The 24,130-nt window shown below is 70.3% G+C and carries 19 protein-coding genes; 16 read left to right on the top strand and 3 right to left on the bottom strand.

All coding sequences use genetic code 11. The features are described from left to right. Positions 1–269: 269 nt before the first annotated feature. Positions 270–845 carry a DUF3043 domain-containing protein gene (locus J2X59_RS07160; RefSeq protein ID WP_326496189.1) on the bottom strand — a complete coding sequence of 192 codons (576 nt, stop codon included), beginning with the start codon at positions 843–845 and terminating at the stop codon, positions 270–272. A 51-nt stretch (positions 846–896) separates the two neighbouring features. Between J2X59_RS07160 and J2X59_RS07155 the strand changes: the two genes are divergently transcribed. The 6 genes from J2X59_RS07155 to J2X59_RS07130 all read left to right on the top strand — a co-directional run bounded on the left by J2X59_RS07155 (position 897) and on the right by J2X59_RS07130 (position 7,825). Next, positions 897–2,342, top strand: a complete 1,446-nt coding sequence (locus J2X59_RS07155) for a dipeptidase (RefSeq protein WP_271826918.1) — start codon at positions 897–899, stop codon at positions 2,340–2,342. Positions 2,343–2,525: 183 nt separating this feature from the next. Further along, complete coding sequence (locus J2X59_RS07150) at positions 2,526–2,900, top strand: HesB/IscA family protein (protein WP_326496188.1); 375 nt, start codon at positions 2,526–2,528, stop codon at positions 2,898–2,900. 291 nt (positions 2,901–3,191) lie between these two features. Next, entirely contained in the window at positions 3,192–4,094 is a 903-nt protein-coding gene (gene ctaC, locus J2X59_RS07145; protein ID WP_066653795.1) for an aa3-type cytochrome oxidase subunit II, read from the top strand. An 11-nt stretch (positions 4,095–4,105) separates the two neighbouring features. Beyond that, positions 4,106–5,842, top strand: coding sequence for an aa3-type cytochrome oxidase subunit I (gene ctaD, locus J2X59_RS07140; RefSeq protein ID WP_066653797.1), 1,737 nt, complete (start codon positions 4,106–4,108; stop codon positions 5,840–5,842). Between the two features lie 4 nt (positions 5,843–5,846). Continuing rightward, a complete protein-coding gene (locus J2X59_RS07135; protein ID WP_066653799.1) occupies positions 5,847–6,263 on the top strand; it encodes a cytochrome c oxidase subunit 4 in 417 nt (138 codons plus the stop codon). 188 nt (positions 6,264–6,451) lie between these two features. Then, positions 6,452–7,825: a glucose-6-phosphate dehydrogenase gene (locus tag J2X59_RS07130; protein WP_326496187.1), complete on the top strand. Its 1,374-nt coding sequence runs from the start codon at positions 6,452–6,454 to the stop codon at positions 7,823–7,825. Positions 7,826–8,084: 259 nt separating this feature from the next. Here the strand turns inward: J2X59_RS07130 and J2X59_RS07125 are convergent, their stop codons facing one another. Together J2X59_RS07125 and J2X59_RS07120 are read right to left on the bottom strand one after the other, a co-directional pair. Further along, positions 8,085–9,971: a glycoside hydrolase family 15 protein gene (locus J2X59_RS07125; RefSeq protein WP_326496186.1), complete on the bottom strand. Its 1,887-nt coding sequence runs from the start codon at positions 9,969–9,971 to the stop codon at positions 8,085–8,087. Positions 9,972–10,059: 88 nt separating this feature from the next. Continuing rightward, positions 10,060–11,124, bottom strand: coding sequence for an App1 family protein (locus J2X59_RS07120; protein WP_066653808.1), 1,065 nt, complete (start codon positions 11,122–11,124; stop codon positions 10,060–10,062). Positions 11,125–11,276: 152 nt separating this feature from the next. On the opposite strand from J2X59_RS07120, the gene J2X59_RS07115 reads away from it, so the two are divergent. The 10 genes from J2X59_RS07115 (at position 11,277) to leuS (ending at position 24,105) form a co-directional block, all read left to right on the top strand. Then, entirely contained in the window at positions 11,277–11,924 is a 648-nt protein-coding gene (locus J2X59_RS07115; RefSeq protein ID WP_066653809.1) for a TetR/AcrR family transcriptional regulator, read from the top strand. 191 nt (positions 11,925–12,115) lie between these two features. Continuing rightward, a complete protein-coding gene (locus tag J2X59_RS07110) occupies positions 12,116–13,030 on the top strand; it encodes an ABC transporter ATP-binding protein (protein WP_066653812.1) in 915 nt (304 codons plus the stop codon). Then, positions 13,027–13,743, top strand: a complete 717-nt coding sequence (locus J2X59_RS07105) for an ABC transporter permease (RefSeq protein ID WP_326496185.1) — start codon at positions 13,027–13,029, stop codon at positions 13,741–13,743. The genes J2X59_RS07110 and J2X59_RS07105 overlap by 4 nt, the downstream gene beginning before the upstream one ends. After that, the gene (locus J2X59_RS07100) at positions 13,740–14,468 is read left to right on the top strand and encodes an ABC transporter permease (RefSeq protein ID WP_326496184.1); all 729 of its coding nucleotides are present in this window, start codon (positions 13,740–13,742) and stop codon (positions 14,466–14,468) included. The genes J2X59_RS07105 and J2X59_RS07100 overlap by 4 nt, the downstream gene beginning before the upstream one ends. Next, complete coding sequence (locus tag J2X59_RS07095; protein ID WP_326496183.1) at positions 14,465–15,385, top strand: ABC transporter substrate-binding protein; 921 nt, start codon at positions 14,465–14,467, stop codon at positions 15,383–15,385. Before J2X59_RS07100 ends, J2X59_RS07095 begins: the two co-directional genes overlap by 4 nt. 287 nt (positions 15,386–15,672) lie before the next feature. Next, the gene (locus J2X59_RS07090; protein ID WP_326496182.1) at positions 15,673–17,085 is read left to right on the top strand and encodes a cytochrome ubiquinol oxidase subunit I; all 1,413 of its coding nucleotides are present in this window, start codon (positions 15,673–15,675) and stop codon (positions 17,083–17,085) included. Position 17,086: 1 nt separating this feature from the next. After that, positions 17,087–18,091 (top strand): cytochrome d ubiquinol oxidase subunit II, encoded by a 1,005-nt coding sequence (gene cydB, locus J2X59_RS07085; RefSeq protein ID WP_326496181.1) that lies wholly within the window; start codon positions 17,087–17,089, stop codon positions 18,089–18,091. A gap of 9 nt (positions 18,092–18,100) precedes the next feature. Next, complete coding sequence (cydD, locus tag J2X59_RS07080) at positions 18,101–19,765, top strand: thiol reductant ABC exporter subunit CydD (RefSeq protein WP_326496180.1); 1,665 nt, start codon at positions 18,101–18,103, stop codon at positions 19,763–19,765. Beyond that, on the top strand, positions 19,762–21,450 hold the full coding sequence (gene cydC / locus J2X59_RS07075; RefSeq protein WP_326496179.1) for a thiol reductant ABC exporter subunit CydC: 1,689 nt from the start codon (positions 19,762–19,764) through the stop codon (positions 21,448–21,450). The genes cydD and cydC overlap by 4 nt, the downstream gene beginning before the upstream one ends. Positions 21,451–21,513: 63 nt before the next feature. After that, complete coding sequence (leuS, locus tag J2X59_RS07070; protein WP_442781414.1) at positions 21,514–24,105, top strand: leucine--tRNA ligase; 2,592 nt, start codon at positions 21,514–21,516, stop codon at positions 24,103–24,105. Positions 24,106–24,130 lie beyond the last annotated feature (25 nt).

Below are 24,130 nucleotides of genomic sequence, written 5' to 3'. Positions count from 1 at the left end.
GACCGGGACCGCCGAGCGTCGGAGCGACCGGAGCAACGCGGGACCACGACCCCGGAGCACCGGAAGGCCAGCCGTTCGGAGGGCACCGAGCCGACCGAGCAGGACATGCCGCTCACGTCCGGCGATCGGGCGTGATCCGTCGGCGCGCGACGCCGACCGAGACGGATCTGGCCCGGTCGACGAGCACTGGCAGGCACCGCCCAACCCCGGAGCACCCCCTACGACGAAGCGCCGCCCGGCTCGGCCGGACGGCGCTCGTGGCACTGCGCCTACAGCGTGGGGTACTCCCCGCGGCGCACCTGCGGCTTCGGCAGGCGCAGGAAGCGGAGCTGCCACGCCCGCGTCAGGATGTAGAAGAACGTCCCGCGCTGCATGTCGCCGAACTTCGCGGTGATCTTCTTGCGCAGCGAGAGCCACAGCACGATGCAGTCGAGGACGAACAGCGCGACGAACGCCCACACCAGCAGGAGCGAGTACGACGCCAAGACGGTCCGCGCTGCGGCGAACCCGACGATGAGGAACAGCACGAGCACGGGCATCATGACCTCGCCCACGTTCCAGCGCGCGTCGATCCAGTCGCGGACGAACTTGCGCTGCTCGCCCTTGTCCTTCACCGGGAGGTAGCGTTCCTCGCCGTTCGCCATGCCGACACGGGCCTTCTCGCGCTCCGTGTTGAGCCGCGCGCGAGCGGCCTTCTTGTCCTGCGGGCTGTTGCCGACGAGCGGGCGTCGGTTGGCTGCCTCGCGCTCACGACGCGACGGCGTCGGACGACCCTTGCCGGACTCGAGGAGTTCTTCCTCCGACGGGTTGACGGTCGTGTTGGTCTTGGGGGCTGCCTTCGCCACGGTGCGTTCCTGACTGCGGTTGCGTGCTGGATCTCCTCTAGATTACGGGACATGACCGACACCGACCAGCACAGCCCCGCGACCGACCCCGCGCTCCTCGACGCCCTCCGCGAACACGTGCAGGGAGGCCTGCCGACGACGATCGCCGACCTGTCCGCGCTGGTCCGGTTGCCGTCGGTGTCCTGGTCGGCGTTCGACCCGGCGCACGTGCAGGCGAGTGCTGAGGCGGTCGCGGACCTGGCCCGGTCGACGGGGGTCTTCGCCGACGACGCCGTCCGCATCGTCCGTTCCGCGGTCGAGGGGGAGACCGCGGGCGCGGAGGAGGCCGGCCGCGAGCTCGGGCAGCCCGCCGTCCTGGCGGTGCGTCCTGCGCGGAACGGGAAGCCGACCGTCATGCTCTACGCGCACCACGACGTCCAGCCACAGGGCGACGACGCCCTGTGGGAGACCCCGCCCTTCGAGCCGACCCTCCGCGGCGACCGCCTGTACGGTCGCGGCGCCTCGGACGACAAGGCCGGCGTGATGACCCACGTCGCCTCGCTCCGCGCGCTGCACGCGCAGTTCGGCGACGACCTCGACCTCGGTGTCGTGCTCTTCGTCGAGGGCGAGGAGGAGTTCGGCTCCCGCTCGTTCCGCACCTTCCTCCGCGAGCAGAAGGAGCACCTGGCGGCCGACGTCATCGTCGTGGCCGACAGCGACAACTGGTCGGTCGACGTCCCGTCGATCACCGTCTCGCTCCGCGGCAACGTGACGTTCCGCGCGACGCTGACGACCCTCGAGCACGCGAGCCACAGCGGCATGTTCGGCGGTGCGGCCCCGGACGCGATGATCCCCATGGTCCGGCTGCTCGCCTCGCTGCACGACGACGACGGCTCGGTCGCCGTCGAGGGGCTCACCGCGTACGACGCCGACGTGCCCGAGCGCTCCGAGGCCGAGCTCGCCACCGACGCGGCCCTGCTCGAGGGCGTCCGGCCGGTGGGGACGGGTCCGGTGCTGTCCCGGATGTGGTTCCAGCCGTCGATCACCGTGACGGGCATGGACGTGCCGAGCGTGGCGAACGCGTCGAACACCCTGCTCCCGACCGTCGCCGCCCGCGTCTCGGTCCGCGTGGCCCCCGGACAGTCGGCGACCGACGCGTACGCGGCCGTCGAACGTCACCTCCGCGCCCACGTGCCGTTCGGCGCCAAGCTCGACGTCACCGAGGTGGACACCGGAGACGGCTTCCTCGTGGACACCGCCGGCTGGGCGGTGCAGGAGGCCCGCACGGCCATGCACGAGGGCTGGGGCGCGCCCGCCGTCGAGCAGGGCATCGGCGGATCCATCCCGTTCGTCTCCGACCTGGCCGCCGAGTTCCCGGAGGCGCAGATCCTGGTGACGGGTGTCGAGGACCCCGACACCCGGGCGCACAGCCCGAACGAGTCGCAGCACCTCGGGGTCCTGCACCGCGCGATCGCATCGGAGACGATCCTGCTGGCGCGCCTGGCGACGCGCGCCTGACGCGTCCCCACCGCTGGTGGGGACCGGGGGAGTGCCGGACGGGAGGCCCGTGGCGACGCCGCCACGGGCCTCCCGTCCGTCCTCCGGTCCCGCCCTGTGGACGGACGGCCCGTCCTGTCGGCTCGCGTGCTTACAATCGACCTCAGGCGCGGTGACCGACACCGCCCGGAGGGAGACGCGCGGATGAGCGACACCATCACCGACAACGCACCGGCGACGGACGCACGTGCCCACGGGGTCGCGCTCAGCGACGCTGCGGCGGCGAAGGTGGCGAACCTGCTGGAGCAGGAGGGGCGCGACGACCTCCGCCTGCGTCTCGCGGTCCAGCCCGGTGGCTGCTCGGGCCTGATCTACCAGCTGTACTTCGACGAGCGCCTGCTCGACGGGGACGCCACGACCGAGTTCGGCAGCGGTGTCGAGGTCGTCGTCGACAAGATGAGCGTCCCGTACCTCGACGGCGCCACCATCGACTTCGAGGACACCATCCAGAAGCAGGGCTTCACCATCGACAACCCCAACGCGCAGGGCAGCTGCGCGTGCGGCGACAGCTTCCACTGACGCCACGGCGTGCGGTTGTCCGCCGACCGAACCGACACGCGAGCGGGGAGTGACCGATCTGGTCGCTCCCCGTTCGTCGTCCCCCGCGCTGCCCGAGCCCGCCCGACCGGGGGAAAGCGGTGCGCCGGGGTCGACGATGCCGCGCCGGACCGCGCCCGGTGTGCGCGAGACGTCACCGGCTGCGAGTAAGCTAGGAGTGTTCCAATCAAGCTGGGAACCAGCAATGAGCGGCCTCCGTGCTCGGCACGGTCGCACCGCCGGTGCCTCAGCAACGTCTTCCGAGAGGTAACAGTGCGTTCGAATCGCCGTATACGTTGGGCGGCCGTCCCGGTGGCCGTCGGTCTGGTCATCGCACTGGCTGGCTGCACGCAGCAGCAGATGAACGGATGGCTCCCCGGCACGGAGGAGACGAAGGACGTCACGAACCACACGAGCCGCATCGTCGGCCTGTGGACCACCAGCTGGATCGTCCTGCTCGCGGTGGGTCTCATCGTGTGGGGCCTGATCATCTGGGCGGCGATCGTCTACCGCCGTCGCAAGGGCCAGACCGGCCTGCCGGTGCAGATGCGGTACAACATGCCGCTCGAGATCTTCTACACGATCGTGCCGCTCATCCTCGTGCTCGGCTTCTTCGCGTTCACCGCGAAGGACCAGTCCGCGATCGAGAAGCCCTTCGACGACCCGGACGCCACGATCCACGTGTACGGCAAGCGCTGGGCCTGGGACTTCAACTACATCGACAAGGACAACCCGAAGGACAGCGTCTACTACCAGGGCATCCAGGCCCAGGAAGAGGAGAACGGCGATGGCGCGATCGACGAGTCGCAGCTCCCGACGCTGTACCTGCCGGTCGGCAAGAAGGTCGAGATCGAGCTCTCCTCGCGCGACGTCGACCACTCCTTCTGGGTCATCGACTTCCTGTACAAGAAGGACATGCTCCCGGGCAAGACGAACTACGAGTACTTCATCCCGCAGAAGGAAGGCACGTACCAGGGCAAGTGCGCCGAGCTCTGCGGTGAGTACCACTCCCTGATGCTCTTCCAGGTGAAGGTCGTCTCCGACTCCGAGTACCAGCAGTACCTCGACACGCTGCGCGAGCAGGGCAAGGTCGGTCTGCTCGGCAACGAGTACGACACCAACACGAACGAACCGAACAACCAGGCGCCGGTCGAGGCGTCGAGCGAGAACAAGTAGGGGTCCGTCAGATGACAACGTCACTCGTCGGCCAGCCGACAGCGCCGACGACGCCGGACTTCCAGGCGTCCAAGGTCGGTCGGAAGGGCAACATCATCGTCCGGTGGATCACCTCCACCGACCACAAGACCATCGGGTACATGTACCTGATCGCCTCGTTCGTCTTCTTCCTGCTCGCGGGCGTCATGGCGCTCGTGATCCGTGCGCAGCTCTTCGAGCCCGGCCTGCACGTGGTCGAGACGAAGGAACAGTACAACCAGCTCTTCACGATGCACGGCACGATCATGCTGCTGATGTTCGCGACGCCGCTCTTCTCGGGCTTCGCGAACGCGATCATGCCGCTGCAGATCGGTGCGCCGGACGTCGCGTTCCCGCGTCTGAACGGGTTCGCCTTCTGGCTCTACCTCTTCGGCTCGCTCATCGCGGTCGGCGGCTTCCTCACCCCGCAGGGTGCCGCGTCCTTCGGCTGGTTCGCCTACGCGCCACTGAGTGACACGACGTTCACACCGGGTCTCGGTGGGACGCTCTGGGTCTTCGGCCTCGGGATGACCGGCTTCTCGACGATCCTCGGCGCGGTGAACTTCATCACGACGATCATCACGATGCGCGCCCCGGGCATGACGATGTTCCGCATGTCGATCTTCACGTGGAACACCCTCGTGACCTCGCTGCTCGTGCTGATGGCCTTCCCGGTGCTCGCCGCCGCGCTGTTCGGCCTCGGTCTCGACCGCGTGTTCGACGCGCAGATCTACAACCCGGCCAACGGCGGTGCCCTGCTCTGGCAGCACCTCTTCTGGTTCTTCGGCCACCCCGAGGTGTACATCATCGCGCTGCCGTTCTTCGGCATCGTCTCCGAGGTCTTCCCGGTCTTCAGCCGCAAGCCGATCTTCGGCTACAAGACCCTCGTCTACGCGACCATCTCCATCGCGGCCCTCTCGGTCACGGTGTGGGCGCACCACATGTACGTCACCGGTGGCGTCCTGCTCCCGTGGTTCTCGCTCATGACGATGCTCATCGCGGTCCCGACCGGCGTGAAGATCTTCAACTGGGTCGGCACGATGTGGCGCGGTTCGGTCACGTTCGAGACCCCCCTGCTGTGGGCCGTCGGCTTCCTCATCACCTTCACGTTCGGTGGTCTCACCGGTGTGATCCTGGCGTCGCCGCCGCTCGACTTCCACGTGTCCGACTCGTACTTCGTCGTCGCGCACTTCCACTACGTGGTCTTCGGCACCGTCGTGTTCGCGATGTTCTCCGGCTTCTACTTCTGGTGGCCGAAGTGGACGGGTCGCATGCTCAACGAGCGCCTCGGCAAGATCCACTTCTGGCTGCTGTTCATCGGCTTCCACACGACGTTCCTCATCCAGCACTGGCTGGGCGTCATCGGCATGCCGCGTCGTTACGCGACCTACCTGCCGAACGACGGGTTCACCTGGATGAACCAGCTGTCGACGATCGGCTCGATGATCCTCGCGATCTCGTTCCTGCCGTTCATCTTCAACGTCTACGTGACCGCACGGAACGCCCCGAAGGTGGCCGTGAACGACCCGTGGGGCTACGGCCGCTCGCTCGAGTGGGCGACCAGCTGCCCGCCGCCGCGCCACAACTTCACGTCGATCCCGCGGATCCGTTCCGAGTCCCCGGCGTTCGACCTGAACCACCCGGAGGCCGGTGTGCCGATCGGTGTGGGTCCGGCGAAGGACGCCCCGGACGCCCCGACCTACGACGCCGCGAAGGGCGAGGTGAAGTAACGCCATGCGCGCCAACACCAACCTGTTCTGGATCCTGTTCGTCTTCTTCGTCCTCGCGGACGCGGCGTACACCATCTGGGCGCTCATCTACTACGGGCGGCCCGAGTGGGTCGGCACCGTGGCGATCGGCCTCACCGGGATCATGTCCGCGTTCATCGCGTTCTACCTCGGCAAGGTCATGTCCTCGCAGGGCGGTGTCCTCCCCGAGGACCGCCCCGACGCGAACATCGAGGACGGCGACGCCGAACTCGGGCACTTCAGCCCGTGGTCGTGGTGGCCGATCCTGCTCGCCGGTTCGACCGCGATCTGCTTCCTCGGTCTCGCGGCCGGCCTCTGGATCGTGCCGATCGGGCTCGCGCTCGTGACGGTCACCCTCGTGGGCTGGGTCTACGAGTACTACCGCGGCAACTTCGGACACTGATCCGATCCACCTGACACCTCGGGCGGCACCACATCCGGTGCCGCCCGTGGTGCGTCCGGGGCCCGTACCCCACCCGGCCCGAGCTCTCGGCCCGGAACGGGTATCCCGGAAGTCACAGGGAATCAACCGGCCCGCGCGCGGCTTGACCCGTGCGGACCCCGTAACCACAGCGAAAGGACTCACCTCCGGTGACCGACAAGCGCACCCTCATCATCTTCGGCGCGACGGGCGACCTCGCCTCCCGCCTGCTGCTCCCGGGACTCGGCACGTTCCTGCAGAGCGGTCGAGCGGTCCCCGTCCAGCTGATCGGCACGGGCCGCAGCGCCCGCAGCGCGGAGCAGTGGAAGGACGTCGTCACGAAGTCCTTCGCGTCGCAGGACGTCAAGGGTCCCGAGGTCGACGCGACCCTCGAGTCCACGACCTTCATCCAGGGCGACCCGACCGACCCCGAGCACCTCACGGCGCTGCTCGACGCGGCCGAGGCCGAGCCCATCCTGTACTTCGCGCTCCCGCCGCAGATCGCCTCCGACATCTGCGAGGCGCTGCAGGGCGTCGAGCTCCCCGAGGGCACGACCCTCGCGTTCGAGAAGCCCTTCGGCACCGACGTCGCCAGCGCCGAGGCCCTCAACAAGACCGTGCTCGAGCTCGTCCCCGAGGAGCGCGTGCACCGCACGGACCACTTCCTCGGTCGCACCACGGTCCTCAACATCATCGGTCTGCGCTTCGCGAACCGCCTGTTCGAGCCGATCTGGAACGCGGACAACATCGAGAAGGTCGACGTCTTCTACGACGAGACCCTCGGGCTCGAGAACCGGGCGCAGTACTACGACGAGGCCGGCGCCCTGGTCGACATGATCCAGTCGCACCTGCTGCAGATCCTCGGCCTCGTGACGATGGACGCCCCGTCCGCGATCGACGCGGTCGAGTTCCGGTCGTCGCTCGCGCGTGTCCTCCGGTCGACCCGCCTCAAGGGCGACGACGCGAAGATCGCCTCGCGCCGCGCCGTCTACACGGCCGGCACCATCGACGGCAAGGAGCTGCCGTCGTACCAGGACGAGGACGGCGTGGACAAGTCGCGCGGTACCGAGACCCTCGCCGAGATCCAGGTCGAGGTCGACACCGCGCGCTGGAAGGGCGTCCCCTTCACCCTCCGCTCCGGCAAGGCGCTCGGCGCCAGCCGCAAGGAGGTCCTCATCACCTTCAAGCCCGTGACGCGCCTGCCCTCCGGCCTGTCCGGTCGGCCGAAGGCGGACACGCTGCGCATCGTCCTCAACCCGGACGAGATCGAGCTGAGCGTGTCGGCGAACGGCGGCGGCAACCCGTTCGAGATGGGGCAGGTCACCCTGTCCTCGTCGTTCGACGACGGCGAGCTCACCCCGTACGGCGAGGTGCTCAACGGCATCTTCCACGACGACCCGCTGCTCTCGATCCGCGGCGACGTCGCGGAGCGGTGCTGGGAGATCGTCGAGCCGGTCGTGGACGCTTGGAAGTCGGGCGACGTGCCGCTCGAGCAGTACCGCGCGGGGTCGCGCGGTCCGGCGGACTGGGAGTCGTCGTCCTGACCGACGCCGTCTCCTGACGGAGCCACCTGACGGACGGGAGGCGCGGTGCCGGCTGGCACCGCGCCTCCCGTCCGCTCGTCTGCCCGTTCCTTCCCGGAACGCGTGACGTGCCGTGCGGAACCGGGCGTACCTGCCGGATCAGGAGGACCAGGTACGCCCGGAACGAGCAGCGACGCCCGAAACGACTGGGGACGCGGAAGGACCGGGTACGCGACGCGACGCGACGCGGCGCGACGCGGAGTGACGTGCCGCCTGCCGGTCAGGACGGGGCGCCGGCCCGCCGCCCACCGCCGGTCGACGACCGGGTCCCACCGTCGTGCACGGCGAGCCGCGTCCGGTGCCCCGACGAGGTACCGCGTGCGCGGGCGATCGCGTCGGCCGCGGACACGAGCGTCAGGTGCGACAGCACCTGCGGCGTGTTGCCGATGTGGTGACCGGTCGCCACGTCGATCTCCTCGGAGAGCATGCCGACGTCGTTCGCGTAACCGACCAGGACGTCCATCAGCCGTTCGGCGTCGGCGAGGCGCCCGGAGGCGGCGTACTGCTCGACGAGCCAGAACGAGCACGCCAGGAACGGGTGCTCGGAGCCGGACAGCCCGTCGAAGCCCGCGGTGGTCCGGTACCGCAGGACCAGGCCGTGCTCGCCGACGCGGAGGTCCTGCTCGATCGCCGCGACCGTCCCCGTCATGCGCGGGTCGTCGGCGTGCAGGTACCCGATCTGCGGCAGGACGAGCAGGCTCGCGTCGACCTCGTCGGTGTCGTAGTGCTGCCGGTAGCTGCCGCGTTCGGCGTTCCAGCCGTGCTCCTCGATCTCCGCGCGGACCTCGTCGCGCAGGCTGCGCCACCGGTCGACGGGGCCCTCGAGGCCGAACTCCTCGACGGCCGCCACCCCGCGGTCGAAGGCGGCCCAGATCATCGCCCGGGAGTGCGTGAAGTGCCGCCGCGGTCCGCGCATCTCCCAGATGCCGTTGTCCGGCTGCTGCCAGTGCTCCTCGACGTAGCCGAGCAGGGCACGCTGCAGGGCCCACGAGTCCGCGTTCTCCTCGACACCGAGCTCGCGCGCGTCGTGCAGGGCGGCCAGCACCTCGCCGAAGACGTCCCCCTGGTACTGGGTCGACGCGCCGTTGCCGAGCCGGACCGGCGTCGAGTCGAGGTAGCCGGGGAGCTCGTCGAGCGTGCGCTCGGGCAGTTCGCGTTCGCCGGCGATGCCGTACATGATCTGCACGTCGGCAGGGTCACCCGCGATCGCACGGAGCAGCCACCCGCGCCAGTGCATCGCCTCGTCCCGGTAGCCGTGGGCGATGAGCGACGCGAGCGCCAGGGACGCGTCGCGGAGCCAGACGTACCGGTAGTCCCAGTTGCGTTCGCCACCCGGGTCCTCCGGGAGGCTCGTGGTCGCGGCCGCCACGACGCCGCCGGTCTGGCCGTGGGTCATCGCACGGAGCAGCAGCAGGGACCGTCGGCTCGCCTCGGCGTAGGGGCCCTCGGTGTGCGCGGTCGCCATCCAGTCGCGCCACCAGCGCTCCGTCGCCTGCAGTGCGGCGTCGACGTCGAGCGGCTCCGGTGGCTCGCGGTGCGACGGGTACCAGGTGAGCACGGTGTCGACGACGTCGCCGTCGTGCACCGTGACGGTGTGCGTGTGCCGGTGGTCGTCGGCCCGGAAGCGCACGCCACGGACCACCACCGAGCCCGGGCCGGCGGTCGCGAGGAGCGCCGGGTCCTCGTCACCGCCGATCTGCCGGACCCAGGGGAGCGCTCGGGCGTAGTCGAACCGGATGCGGAGCGTCTGCTCGACCTCGACCGAGCCCTGCAGGCCGCGGACCCGTCGGATGATCGCCGCGCGGTGGGCGCCGATCGGCATGAGGTCGGTGACCTCGACGACGCCGGTCGACGTCGTCCACACGGTGGAGAGCACGAGCGTGTCCGGGTGGTGGTGCCGTGTGCTCGTGGCGTCCGGGTCCGTCGGGCGGAGCGACCAGTGCCCGTGGTCCTCGGTCCCGAGCAGTGAGGCGAAGGTCGACGGGCTGTCGAAGCGCGGCAGGCACGCCCAGTCGATCGTCCCGTCGCGGCCGACGAGTGCGGCCGTGTGGGTGTCCCCGATGAGGGCGTGGTCCTCGATGCGGTTCGGCGGGGTGACGGTGCTCATGGCTCGATCCTGGCACCGGCGGCCGCCGTGCGGCCCGGCAGCGCTGAAGGTGTGCACAGCGGAGCCGACGGAGCTGCCGGTGCAGGGATCAGAGCGGGGCTGACGGGTCGGCGTCGACGAGGCCCACGCGAGCGAGCTCCGACCACATGCCGGCACCGTCCGGGGCGTACACCCACGGTGCGGACCCGGCGCGCGTCCGTTCCTGCGCGCGCGACCGACCACCGGCCAGGACCGCCTCGCTCGTGGACAGCTGCCGGACGGCGACACCGGCGACGTTCTCGGGGTGCTCCCGGGCGAACTCGCCGTAGAGCGTCTCGTCGTGCTGCCCGTCGTCACCGACCAGGAGCCACTGCACGTCCGGGAAGTCGCTCGCGAGTCGCCGCAGGTTCTGCTGCTTGTGCAACTGGCCGCTCCGGAAGAAGCGGTCGTGGGTCGGCCCCCAGTCCGTCAGCAGGAGCGTGCCGGTCGGGTACATGTTCCGGGTCAGGAAGCGTTGCAGCGTCGGCGCCACGTTCCACGCCCCGGTCGAGAGGTACACGGTCGGAGCGCCGGGGTGCTGCGCGAGCACGCGTTCGTACAGCACGGACATGCCCGGGACCGGGCGTCGGGCGTGCTCGGTCAGGACGAAGGAGTTCCACGCTGCGAGCATCGGGCGGGGGAGCGACGTCACCATCACCGTGTCGTCGATGTCGGACAGCAGACCGAAGCGCGTGTCCGGGTCCACGATGAAGACGTCGGCCTCGACGTCGCGCATCCCACCGGCCGAAAGGCGCACCGTCTGCCATCCGGGTTCGAGGTCGATCGGGACCTTCACGTCGACCACGCCGCCACGGTCGGACTGCACCACGTGGGTCGTGCCACCGGCCGTCACGGTGACCTCGGCGTCGTCGACGGCGACACTCGTGAAGCTCCGCCAGCCGCGCACGCCGTAGTAGGAGGCGTCGGACGCCAGGCCGCGTCGCGTCAGCAGGACACGGCAGAGCACGCGGATCCAGCCCGGTGCGCCGTAGCCCGTGTAGGGGATCACGGTCGGCACGAGCCCGCGACGCCGGGCCCGGTGCTCGCGGAACTCCTGGACGGCGTCCTCGATCCGAGCGGCCCGGTGGAGGATCGGTTCGGCCAACGACGGCTCGTGGGGCGTCGGGTCGGGCATGGCTCCATCCTCCCACGCGCGGGACCCCGGCGGCGGGCGGTGGACGACCACGACGGGGTGAGTCGCAGCGATGATCCAGCCGGTCTGTGCGAGAGTCCTTCCCGTCACATCCCACATGACCGCGCTCCGCCGGGAGCGCAAGAGGAGAACACGTGCTCGTCACCGAGGTATCGAACGCACTGCCGGGGGGATCATCACTGCTCAGGAACGAGCCGGTCCAAGCCCGCAGTTCGGCGCGCCTCGCGGGACTCCTCGACGCCGCGGCTGCCGTGATCGACGAGATCGGGTTCGAGCGACTGACCACCGCGATGGTGGCCGAGCGCGCGGGGGCGTCGATCGGCACGGTCTACCGGTACTTCCCGGACCGCATCGCCGTGGTCGAGGCGCTGGCGATCCGGAGCACCCAGCGGCTCGCCGAGCGCTTCCTCACCGCCCTCGACGAGAGCGACGCCACGACCTGGCAGGACGCGCACGACGCGCTCATCGACGCGACCGTCGAGATGTACCGCGCGGAGCCGGGCTTCCGCGCGATCCGCTTCGGTGACCCCGCGGACACCGGCACCGGTGACGCCGAGGACCGCATGGCTGCGCTGGGGGCAGCCGTCGCGCAGGTCCTTCACGACCGCTTCGGCTACCCGCTGGGCGAGCGTGCTGAGCGCGCCTGGGTCGTCCTGGCCGAGTCCGCGCACGCCGTGATCGCCCGGGCGCTCCGCGACCGGACCGCTCCCGACACCGCGCTCATCGAGGAGTACCGCACGATGAGCCGGGCGCACCTCGAGGCGGTCGCCGCAGCCGCCTGAACCGCGATCGGCCGGACGCGCGACGCGCCCGACCGGCGCACCGGACCATCCACCGACGCCCGTGCTCCCGAACAGGGAGTGCGGGCGTCGTTGTCCGCGAGCCGTCATGACCGGTCACGGTGGAACGCTGTCCTCGATGCGCGGGTACGCTCGTGCGGAGTCGGGCTACCTCCGAACAGAAGGGCACCCACATGATCGAGTTCCGCTCGGTGCGCAAGACGTACCCGGACGGCACCAACGCGGTCGACGACTTCAGCCTCGTCATCCCGTCGCGGACCACCACGGTCTTCGTCGGCTCCAGCGGCTGCGGCAAGACCACCCTGCTCCGCATGATCAACCGGATGGTCGACCCGTCGTCGGGGACCGTCGAGATCGACGGTGAGGACGTCGCCGGGGTCGACCCCGTGCAGCTCCGTCGCCGCATCGGCTACGTCATGCAGAACGCCGGCCTGCTGCCGCACCGCAAGGTCGCCGACAACATCGCGACCGTGCCGCTCCTGACGGGTGTCCCGAAGGGCGAGGCCCGTGCCCGGGCGCTCGAACTGATGGACACCGTCGGTCTCGACCGGGCGTTCGCGGACCGGTACCCCTCGCAGCTCTCCGGCGGACAGCAGCAGCGCGTCGGCGTGGCCCGCGGCCTCGCCGTCGACCCGAACGTCCTGCTCATGGACGAGCCGTTCGGCGCCGTCGACCCGCTCGTCCGCAACGACCTGCAGGACGAGCTCATCCGGTTGCAGCGCGAGCTCGGAAAGACCGTCGTCTTCGTGACCCACGACATCGACGAGGCGTTCAAGCTCGGCGACCAGGTCGTCATCCTCAAGAAGGGCGGCGAGATCGCGCAGCTCGGGACCCCCGCCGAGATCCTCGCCGAACCGGCGGACGACTTCGTCGCGAACTTCATCGGTGCCGGCCGCGGTCGGCGTGCCCTGCGCGTCGAGCAGACGCCGACCGGCCCGATCGTGGTCGACGGCGACGGCCGGGCAGCCGGTGTGCTCACCGGTCCGGTCCAGGTGGTCGACGCCGCAGCCGCGGTGCCACAGGCAGCAGAGGCCGGGGCGCGTGACACCGCCCCGGGTGCTCCGGCGCAGGGTGGGGGACCGCGGTGAACTGGATCCTGTCGAACCTCGACACGATCAGTGACGCCACGATCGCGCACCTCGCGATCGCGATCCCACCGATCATCATCAGCTTCCTGCTCTCCATCCCGATCGGCTGGGTGGTGGTCCGACTGCAGCGAGCGGGCGGATCCCGCTTCGCCGCCGGTCTGGGCAGCGGCATCGTGACCTTCGCGGGTCTCCTGTACGCGATCCCGTCCCTGGCGCTGTTCGTCGCCCTGCCCGGCATCATCGGGACGAGCCTGCAGAGCCCGGTCAACGTGATCATCAGCCTGACGATCTACGGTCTCGCGCTCATGGTCCGGTCGACGGTGGACGGCCTCTCCTCGGTCGACGCCGGCACGAAGGCGGCCTCGACCGCCATGGGGTACTCGGGCGTGCAGCGCTTCTTCCGCGTCGAGCTCCCGCTCGCCGGACCCGTGCTGCTCGCCGGCCTGCGGGTGATCGCGGTGTCGACGATCTCGCTCACGACCGTCGGCGCGGTGCTCGGCATCCAGAGCCTCGGCTCGCTGTTCACCGACGGACTCGCGCGCGGCATCTACGAGGAGATCCTCTCGGGCATCGTCATGGTGCTCGTGCTCGCCTTCGCCCTCGACGGCCTGCTCGTGCTGCTCGGACGGCTCGTCATGCCGTGGACACGGCGGGCTCCCCGGAGCCGTCGCGCCGCGCGTCGGGTCCTGCAGCGAGCGGAGGTCGCCTCGTGATCATCGGACAGGCGTTCGGCTGGGTGTTCGACCCGGCCAACTACACCGGCGTCAACGCGATCCCCGAACGGCTGTGGGAACACGTCTGGATCACCCTGCTCGCCGTGGTGATCGCGGCCGTGATCGCGGTCCCGATCGGGTACGCGATCGGGCACACGGGCCGGGCACGCGGGTTCTCCATCGCGCTGTCCGGCGGGATCAGGGCCCTCCCGACGCTCGGCGTGCTGTCCCTCTTCGGCCTGCTGCTCGGCATCGGGCTCGAGGCACCGCTGCTGGCGCTCGTGGTCCTGGCCGTCCCGTCGGTGCTCGCCGGTGCGTACGCGGGGATCGAGTCCGTCGACCCGGTCACGATCGACGCAGCGAAGGCCCAGGGCATGACCGGGTGGCAGGTGCTCTGGAAGGTCGAGATCCCGCTCGGGCTGCCACTGCTCATCGGTGGCATCCGGTCGGCCGTGCTCCAGGTCGTCGCAACCGCCACCCTGGCCGCCTACGTCGGCGCCGGGGGACTGGGCGGCTACTTCTTCCTCGGCCTCAAGACCCAGGACTACGCCGAGATGCTCGGCGCGTCCGTCCTCGTGATCGCGCTCGCGATCGCGTTCGAGATCGTGTTCGCCGCGCTGCAGCGGGCGTCGGTGCCGAAGGGCACCCTCGACCCGTCCGCGCGGCAGCGCCAGGGATCGCGCGAGCGAGCCCGCAATCCCATCCCGGAAGGAAACCCATCGTGACCACAGCACGGATCCGCGTCGCCCTCGCCGCCGCAACGGCACTCGGCGTCGCCGCAGCCCTGACCGGCTGCTCCTCTGGTGACCCGCTCAGCAGCGGCTCCAGCGCGTCGTCCGACTCGAAGACGATCGTCATCGGCTCGCAGCAGTACTACTCGAACGAGATCATCGCCGAGCTCTACGCGCAGGTGCTCGAGAAGGACGGCTTCACCGTCGAGCGCAACTTCAACATCGGGCAGCGCGAGGTGTACATCCCGCAGCTCGAGAAGGGTGCCATCGACGTCATGCCCGAGTACAGCGGCAACCTGCTGCAGTACTTCGACAAGGAGTCGACGGCCAAGAGCGCGGACCAGATCGACGAGGCGCTCGAGCAGGCCCTGCCGAAGGGTCTGCGGGTCCTCGACGAGGCCGACGCCACCGACCAGGACAGCTACACCGTGACGAAGCAGTTCTCCGAGGAGAACGACGTCACGAGCCTGGCGGACCTGAAGGACGTCAAGGAGAAGCTGACCGTCGGCGCGAACTCCGAGTTCCAGACCCGCCCGTACGGCCCCGAGGGCCTGAAGTCGGTCTACGGCGTGGACGTCGACTTCAAGGCGGTCGAGGACTCCGGCGGCGCCCTGACGGTGAAGGCGCTCAAGGACGGCACCGTCCAGCTCGCCGACATCTACAGCGCGGACCCGAGCATCAAGGCGAACGACTTCGTCTCGCTCAAGGACCCGGAGAACCTGATCCTGCCGCAGAACGTCATCCCCGTGGTCTCCGACAAGGTCGACGAGAAGGCTGCGGACGCCATCGACGAGGTGAACGAGAAGCTCACCACCGACAAGCTCATCGAGCTCAACGAGAAGAGCGTCACGGACAAGGAGAAGGCCTCGCAGATCGCGAAGCAGTTCCTCCAGGACGAGGGTCTGCTCTAGTCGGTCGGCGCTCGGCGCCGATCAGCACTGAACGACAGGTGTCGGGCTGCGGCCCGGCACCTGTCGTCGTTCACGCGGAGGGTACCCGGGCACCGTCGTTCCGCACGATCGTGCCGACCAGTGCTTGTGCACATTCGTGCAGAGTGCCACTCTACAACTTGTCGAAGCAGGTGTCCCGGCGGTAGCGTGGAGGTGTCCCGACGGGGTGACAAGTACCAGTTCCTCCTCCCGGAAGAGGCATCTCTCGTGCACGAACAGCGCGCGGCGGACCGGCTCGGACACGCCGCATGAACGACATCCTCGATCCCCTGATCCTGTCGCGGTGGCAGTTCGGTCTGACGACGATCTACCACTTCCTCTTCGTCCCGCTGACGATCGGCATGGCGCTCGTCGTCGCCGTCTTCCAGTCGGCGTGGGTGCGGACCGGGCGCGCTCACTACCTCCAGCTGACCCGCTTCTTCGGGCGCATCTTCCTCATCAACTTCGCGATGGGCGTCGTCACCGGCATCGTCCAGGAGTTCCAGTTCGGCATGAACTGGTCGAACTACTCGCGGTTCGTGGGCGACGTCTTCGGTGCCCCGCTCGCGCTCGAGGGCATCCTCGCGTTCTTCTTCGAGGCAGCGTTCATCGGCATCTGGATCTTCGGGTGGGACCGCCTGCCGCGGGCACTGCACCTGGCGAGCATCTGGTGCGTCAGCGTCGGCACGATGATGTCGGCGTACTTCATCCTGGCGGCGAACGCCTTCATGCAGCACCCCGTCGGCTTCGCGATCAACGAGACCAAGGGCCGCGCCGAGCTCACCGACATCTGGGCCGTCCTGACCAACAAGGTCGCGCTGGCCGCCTTCCCGCACACGCTCTTCGGGGCCTTCATGGTCGCCGCCTCGGTGATCATCGCGGTCGCCGCGTGGCACCTCGCACGCAACCAGAACCTCGAGACGATGATGCCGGCGCTCAAGTTCGGCATGTGGACGATGCTGGCGTCCGGCGCGCTGACCGTGCTGTCCGGCGACCAGCTCGGGCTCACGATGGTCGACACCCAGCCGATGAAGATGGCCGCGGCCGAGGCGCTCTACAACACCTCGACGGGCAAGGACGCCTCGTTCTCGATCTTCACGCTCGGCACCCCCGACGGTGTGCACGAACTGTTCTCGATCCGCATCCCGTACCTGCTCTCGTTCCTGTCGACGCACACCTTCACCGGCACGGTCGAGGGCATCAACGACCTGCAGGCGCAGTACACGCAGGTGTACGGCCCCGGCGACTACAAGCCGATCATCTGGGTGACCTACTGGTCGTTCCGCTGGATGATCGCCCTGGGTGTCGGCGCGGTGCTCGTGTCGGTCGTCGGCCTGTGGCTGACCCGCAAGGGCCGGTTCCCGTCGCAGCGCTGGGTCTGGCGCATCGCCACCTGGTCGGTCCCCCTGCCGATGGCCGCGATGATCATGGGCTGGGTCTTCACCGAGATGGGCCGCCAGCCGTGGCTCGTGTTCGGGCTGCTCCGCACGGCGGACGGCGTCTCGCCGAACGTCACCGGGGTCGAGGTCCTCATCTCCCTGGTCGTGTTCACGCTGATCTACGGCGCGCTCGCGGTCGTCGAGTTCCGGCTCATCAAGAAGGTCGCGCAGGAGGGCCCCGCCGCCCCTGCGAAGGTCGACGAGGTCACCGGCGAGGTCGAGCACGAAGTGACGGTGTACTGAGATGGATCTGCCAGTCCTGTGGTTCGCGATCGTCGGACTGTTCTTCGTCGGGTACTTCGTCCTCGACGGGTTCGACTTCGGTGTCGGGATGTCCCTGCCGTTCCTCGGCAAGGACGACACCGACCGACGCGTGTTGATCAACACGATCGGCCCGGTGTGGGACCTCAACGAGACCTGGGTCATCGTCGCCGGGGCCTGCCTGTTCGCGGCGTTCCCCGAGTGGTACGCGACGATGTTCTCCGGCTTCTACCTCGCCCTGCTGCTCATCCTCGTGGCGCTCATCGCCCGTGGGGTCTCGTTCGAGTACCGGCACCAGCGGAAGCACCCGGAGTGGAAGCGCCGGTTCGACCTGATGATCATCGTCGGCAGCGCCGTGCCGTCCTTCCTGTGGGGCGTCGCGTTCGGCAACGTCGTCCGCGGGATCCCGATGGACGCCGGGCACAACTTCACGGGCACGTTCCTCGACCTGCTGAACCCGTTCGCGCTGCTGACCGGCCTCGCGACCCTGATGGTGTTCTTCACGCACGGCGTCGTGTTCGTCGCACTGAAGACCGAGGGTGAGATCCGCGTGCGGGCGAAGCGCCTGGCGGTCCGGGCGGGCGTGCTGACGATCGTCGTCGGTGCCGCGTTCCTGGTGGCGATGGCGTTCGTGCGGGCGACGCCGGCGAGCCTGGTGCTCTCGGTCGTCGCGGCACTCGCGCTCGTCCTCGCCGTGCTCTGCACCGCGTGGGGCAAGGAGGGGCGGGCGTTCACGCTGATGGCGGTCACGATCGCCGCCGTGGTCCTGGCGATGTTCACCGCGATCTTCCCCGACGTCATGCCGGCGTCGAACGACCCGGCGAACAGCCTGACCGTGGTCAACGCGTCGAGCGGGCAGTACACGCTGACCGTGATGAGCTGGGTCGCGCTGATCTTCGTCCCGCTCGTGCTGGCCTACCAGGCCTGGACCTACTGGGTGTTCCGCAAGCGCGTCTCGCGGGCCCACATCGACCAGGCCGCGCACTAGGGGCTCCCGGTGAAGCCGCTCGATCCTCGTCTGCTGCGCCTGTCGCGTGCGGCGCGCTGGTCCGTCGTCGCGTCCGCGGGGACGGGCCTGGTCCGCACACTCGCGACGATCGGTGTCGCCTGGGGGATCGCGGCGGCCGTCACCCTCGGCGTCGACGCGGTGCGCGACGGGCGGCTCCCGGAGACGTTCGTCCCGACGCTGACACTGCTGGTCGGTGCGTTCGTCGTCCGTGCCGTCGCCGCCTGGGCGACGGACGACCTGGCGGCGCGGGCCGGGGCGACGGTGAAGAGCGAGCTCCGTGCGACCGTCCTCTCCCGAGTGGCCGAGCGCGGACCGTCCTGGCTCGCCGCCCGGTCGAGCGCCGGCTTCGCCACCGCGCTCGGCCCCGGGCTCGACGCCCTCGACGCCTACTTCGGGCGGTACGTCCCACAGCTCGCGCTCACGGCGGTCGCGACCCCGGTGCTCCTCGTCGCGATCGGGCTCGGTGACCTGACGAGCGCGGTCGTCATCGTGCTCGCGATGCCGGTGATCCCCGTGTTCATGGTGCTCATCGGTCTGGCGACCCAGGCGCTGCAGCGGCGGCAAGCCGACGCGCTCACCCGCCTCGGCGGCGCCTTCACCGAGGCGGTCGAGGGCCTCGCCACCCTCAAGGTCTTCGGACGTGCCCGCCGCCAGGTCGATCGCATCGGCACCGTCACCGACGAGTACCGGCGCGGCACCATCGGTGTCCTGCGTCTGTCCTTCGTCAGCGGCTTCGCCCTCGAACTCGCCGCGAGCCTGTCCGTCGCCCTCGTCGCGGTGTCGATCGGCGTCCGACTCGTCGACGGCTCGCTCGGCCTCGGCGCCGCGATGTTCGTCCTGGTGCTCGCCCCGGAGGCGTTCGCACCCCTCCGCCAGGTCGGCGCCGACTTCCACGCCGCCCAGGACGGCGTCGAGGCGTCCGGCGCCGTGCTCGACGTCCTCGACGACCGGGGACGCGACACGTCGACCAGCGCACCCGCGCCCGGCACCCCGGCCGCCGCGGCCACCGACCTGGTGCTCGAGGGCCTGGTGGTCCGTCGCTCCGACGTCGTCGTCGGACCGCTCGACCTGCGCGTCGCGCCCGGCACCGTCGTCGCCCTCGCCGGGCCCAGCGGGTCCGGCAAGTCCAGTCTCATCGCGGCGATCCGGGGTGTCCTCGCCCACGACGGCACGGTGACGGTGCCCGGTCCGGCCGACGCCACCCGCGCCGACCGCACGACCTGGGGTGACCAGCGTCCGCGCCTGGTGCGCGGCACGGTCGCCGAGAACGTCGCCCTGCACACGCGACCCGACGACCACGACGTGCGCCGCGCCCTGGGCGAGGCGGGGCTGGGGGTCGAGCCGAGCCTCCCGGTCGGACCCGGGGGAGCCGGTCTCTCGGGCGGTCAGGCGCAGCGCGTCGCGGTCGCCCGGGCCCTGTACCGGGCGCGTCGCGCCCGCACCCCGCTCGTCCTGCTCGACGAGCCGACGTCGGCCCTCGACGCCGACGCGGAGCAGATCGTCGTCGACGCCGTCCGGTCGCTCGCCGCCGACGGCGCGGTCGTCGTCGTGGCGAGCCACCGCCCCGCCGTGCTGGCCGCCGCCGACGTCCGCGTCGACCTCCGCCCCGGCGGAGCGGTGACCGTGACGCACCGACAGGAGGCACGCTCGTGAGCCGGGAGGCCCGTCCCACCCCCGTCCTGCGGCTGGCGCTCCCGCACGGGGCCGGCTGGGCGAAGGCGGTCGCCGCCGGCACGCTCAGCGCCGTCTGTGCGGTGGCGCTCCTGGCGGCGAGCGGCTACCTCATCACCCGCGCGGCCGAGCAGCCGCCGATCCTCTACCTGACGCTCGTCATGGTCGGGGTGCGTGCGTTCGCCCTCGGCCGGGCCGCGCTGCGCTACGTCGACCGGCTCGCCGGGCACGACGCGTCGTTCCGGCAGCTCGCCGTCGTCCGGACCGAGATGTACCGACGGCTCGCCTCGGTCGCGCCGGCCGGGCTCGGGGCGACCGGGCGCGGTGACCTGCTCACCCGGCTCGTCACGGACACCGACCGGCTGCAGGACCTGCCGATCCGCGTCGTCGGCCCGCTCGTGTCGGCCGGGGTCGTCGCCCTGCTCTCCGTCGTCGCGGTCGCGGTGGTCTGGTGGCCCGCGGCGGTGGTGCTCGTCGTCGCCCTCGCCGTCGCCGCGCTGCTCGGGACGGTCACGACCCTGTCCGTCGCGCGGCGATCGGACCGCGAGACGGCGGCCGAACGCGGACGGGTCGCGGACCTGGTGCTCGACACCGTCCGGACCCTCGACGTGTTCGCCGCGTACGGCACGCTGCCCGACCGCCTGGCCGGCATCGCCGCGCTCGACGCCCGCGTGACCCGCGCCGTGCGGCGTCGTGCGACCGTCGAGTCGCTCGTCGGGGCCCTCGTCGGCCTGGTCGGTGGCGGCGCCGTCGTCGGGGTGCTCGCGGTCGGTGCTCCCGCGGTCGTCTCGGGCGCGCTCGTCGGACCGCTCTGGGCGCTCGCCGTCTTCGTGCCGCTCGCACTCTTCGAGGTCGTCGGCGGGGTCCCGCTCGCCGTCCTGACGCTGCGCCGGGTCCGCGCCGCCGCGGAACGGGTCGAGGAGGTCGTCCCCGCGGAGCTCCCGGCCGGCATCGTGCCGGAGCCCGACGTGCCGGCCGACCCGTCGGACCTCGTCGTCGACGGGCCGGTGCGGGTGACGGTGCGGGACCTGACCGTGCGGTGGCCCGGCGCGTCGGCGCCCGCGGTGGACCGGGTGTCGTTCGACCTGTACCCGGGTGAGGTCGTCGTGCTCGAGGGGCCGAGCGGTGCCGGGAAGTCCACCCTCGTGGACGCCCTGGTGCGGTTCGTCGACCACGAGGGGTCGTACACGCTCGACGGGGTCGAGACGCGGTCGATGCACCCGGACGCGGTGCGCGCACGGGTCGGGCTCGTGGAGCAGGACCCGTTCGTGTTCGACCAGTCGGTGCGGCAGAACCTGCTCTTCGCGCGGGACACCGCGACGGACGCCGAGCTCAGCGACGTGCTCGACCGGGTCGGGCTCGGCCCGTGGGTCGCGGGGCGCGGTGGGCTCGACGCCCTGGTGGGGGAGCGCGGCGGACTGCTCTCCGGCGGGCAGGCGCACCGCCTCGCGCTCGCCCGGGCGCTGCTGCACGCGTTCCCGGTGCTGGTGCTCGACGAGCCGACCGCGGACGTCGACCCCGACCTCGGCGAAGCGGTGCTCCGCGACCTCGTCGGTGCGGCGCGGCGGGCCGGACGCACCGTGCTGGTCGTGTCCCACGTGCCGGTCCCGGCCGACCTGGTGGACCGGACCCTGCTTATGCGTGACGGACGCCTCGTCGAGGGGTGACCGCCTGCCGGACGGAGGATGCGTCGGCGGGACCGGGGCGGGCCTCCAGGCCTTGTACCCTTGGTGATCGTGACCACCGAGCACTCCACTGCGAACGCAACCGAGCACCCCGCCGGGCCCGCAGCCGTCGATCCCGACGCCTACGACTTCCGCCGCATCCAGGAGAAGTGGCAGCCCCGCTGGGAGGAGCTCGGCCTCTTCACGACCGACCTCGACGACTCGCGCCCGCGCAAGTACATCCTCGAGATGTTCCCGTACCCGTCCGGCGACCTGCACATGGGGCACGCCGAGAACTGGGCACTCGGCGACTTCGTGGCCCGCTACTGGCGGCAGCAGGGCTTCAACGTCCTGCACCCCATCGGCTGGGACTCCTTCGGCCTGCCCGCCGAGAACGCGGCGATCAAGCGCGGGGTCGACCCGGCGCAGTGGACCTACGCGAACATCGAGCAGCAGAAGGCCTCGTTCAAGCGCTACGCGCCGTCGTTCGACTGGACGACGGAGATCCACACGTCGGACCCCGAGTACTACAAGTGGAACCAGTGGCTGTTCCTCAAGATGTACGAGAAGGGCCTGGCCTACCGGAAGGACAGCTGGGTCAACTGGGACCCGGTGGACCAGACCGTGCTCGCGAACGAGCAGGTGCTGCCCGACGGCACCTCGGACCGTTCCGGCGCCGTCGTCGTCAAGAAGAAGCTGACGCAGTGGTACTTCGCGATCACGAAGTACGCGGACCGGCTGCTCGACGACCTCAACCAGCTCGAGGGTCGCTGGCCGGCGAAGGTGATCGCGCAGCAGCGCAACTGGATCGGCCGTTCGGTCGGCGCCGACGTCGACTTCGTCATCGAGGGGCACGACGAGCCCGTCACCGTGTTCACCACACGTCCGGACACCATCCACGGGGTGACGTTCCTCGTGGTGGCGCCGGACTCGGACCTGGCGGCGTCGCTGGTCTCCGCCGCCCCTGACGACGTGCGTGCCGACTTCGACGCGTACCTGACCGCGACGCAGAAGACCTCGGAGATCGACCGGCAGAACGCCGACCGGCCGAAGACCGGCGTGCCGCTCGGCCGCTCCGCGATCCACCCGCTCACGGGGGAGCGCCTGCCGATCTGGGCCGCCGACTACGTGCTCGCCGACTACGGCCACGGCGCCGTGATGGCGGTCCCGGCGCACGACCAGCGCGACCTCGACTTCGCCCGGGCCTTCGACCTGCCCGTCAAGGTCGTCGTCGACACGAACCAGCCCGTCACCGGTGCCATCCCGGTCATCCCCGAGGGCGCGACGCTCGAGGACCTGCCCGCGCTCGACCCCGTCTCGACCGGCGAGGCGCTCACCGGCCAGGGCCGGATGATCAACTCCGGGCCGCTCGACGGCATGTCGAAGCAGCACGCCATCACTGCGGCGATCTCCCTGCTCGAGGAGCGTGGGACGGGTCGGGCTGCGAAGACCTACCGCCTGCGCGACTGGCTCATCTCCCGTCAGCGCTTCTGGGGCACCCCGATCCCGATCATCCACGGCGCCGACGGCACCGAGCACCCGGTCCCGATGGACCAGCTGCCGGTGCGCCTGCCGTCGACCGAGGGCCTCGACCTCAAGCCGAAGGGCACCTCGCCGCTCGGTGGAGCGACCGACTGGGTGAACGTGCCGAACCCGGTGGACGGCACCCCGGCGCTCCGCGACACGGACACGATGGACACCTTCGTCGACTCGTCGTGGTACTTCCTGCGCTTCCTGTCGGCCCAGGACGACACGCAGGCGTTCGACCCCGAGGCCGCTCGGAAGTGGGCGCCGGTCGACCAGTACATCGGTGGCATCGAGCACGCGATCCTGCACCTGCTCTACGCGCGCTTCGTCACGAAGGTCCTGTTCGACCTCGGCTACCTCGACTTCACCGAGCCGTTCTCGGCGCTGCTCAACCAGGGCATGGTGCTCTCCGGCGGCTCGAAGATGTCGAAGTCGAAGGGCGGCGTCTCGCTCGGCGACGAGCTCGACGCGAACGGCGTCGACGCGATCCGCCTCGTGATGGGCTTCGCCGGGCCGCCGGAGGACGACATCAACTGGGAGGACGTGTCGCCGTCGGCGTCCGCACGCTTCCTCGCCCGCGCCTACCGCCTGGCGCTCGACGTCACCTCGGCACCGGACGCCGTCTGGGCCGACGGTGACCGTGCCCTGCGCCAGGTGACGCACCGCTTCCTGGCCGACGCGCCGGGGATGATGGAGGCCTTCAAGTTCAACGTCGTGATCGCGCGACTGATGGACCTGGTGAACGTCACCCGCAAGGCGATCGACAGCGGCCCCGGCGCCGGTGACCCCGCCGTGCGCGAGGCCGTCGAGACGATCGCCCTCGCCCTCGCCGTCTTCGCCCCGTACACCGGCGAGGAGATGTGGGAGAAGCTGGGCTACGAGGCCACGGTCGCCACGTACGGCTGGCGGAAGGCGGACCCGACGCTGCTCGTGCAGGAGACGCTCACCGCGGTCGTGCAGGTCAACGGCAAGGTGCGCGACTCGTTCGAGGTGTCGAAGTCGATCGAGGCGGACGAGCTCGAGCAGCTCGCGCGGGCCTCGGCGAACGTGCAGCGGTACATCGGTGACCGCGAGATCGTCAAGGTCATCGTGCGGGCGCCGAAGCTCGTGAACATCGCGATCAAGGGCTGACGGCTCCCGGAGTCCTCCCCACCTG

The organism is Curtobacterium sp. 260, assembly GCF_030803485.1.
Classification (GTDB): Bacteria; Actinomycetota; Actinomycetes; order Actinomycetales; family Microbacteriaceae; genus Curtobacterium.
Note: the sequence above shows the minus strand (reverse complement) of the source record. Positions and strands in the feature narration are given on the sequence as shown.

Bases quoted from the DNA above. Each gene is read 5' to 3' on its own strand.
- J2X59_RS07155 (WP_271826918.1), top strand. From the start codon at position 897: ATGACCGACACCGACCAGCACAGCCCCGCGACCGACCCCGCGCTCCTC.
- J2X59_RS07150 (WP_326496188.1), top strand. From the start codon at position 2,526: ATGAGCGACACCATCACCGACAACGCACCGGCGACGGACGCACGTGCC.
- ctaD (WP_066653797.1), top strand. From the start codon at position 4,106: ATGACAACGTCACTCGTCGGCCAGCCGACAGCGCCGACGACGCCGGAC.
- J2X59_RS07135 (WP_066653799.1), top strand. From the start codon at position 5,847: ATGCGCGCCAACACCAACCTGTTCTGGATCCTGTTCGTCTTCTTCGTC.
- J2X59_RS07125 (WP_326496186.1), bottom strand. From the start codon at position 9,971: ATGAGCACCGTCACCCCGCCGAACCGCATCGAGGACCACGCCCTCATC.
- J2X59_RS07120 (WP_066653808.1), bottom strand. From the start codon at position 11,124: ATGCCCGACCCGACGCCCCACGAGCCGTCGTTGGCCGAACCGATCCTC.
- J2X59_RS07110 (WP_066653812.1), top strand. From the start codon at position 12,116: ATGATCGAGTTCCGCTCGGTGCGCAAGACGTACCCGGACGGCACCAAC.
- J2X59_RS07090 (WP_326496182.1), top strand. From the start codon at position 15,673: ATGAACGACATCCTCGATCCCCTGATCCTGTCGCGGTGGCAGTTCGGT.
- cydB (WP_326496181.1), top strand. From the start codon at position 17,087: ATGGATCTGCCAGTCCTGTGGTTCGCGATCGTCGGACTGTTCTTCGTC.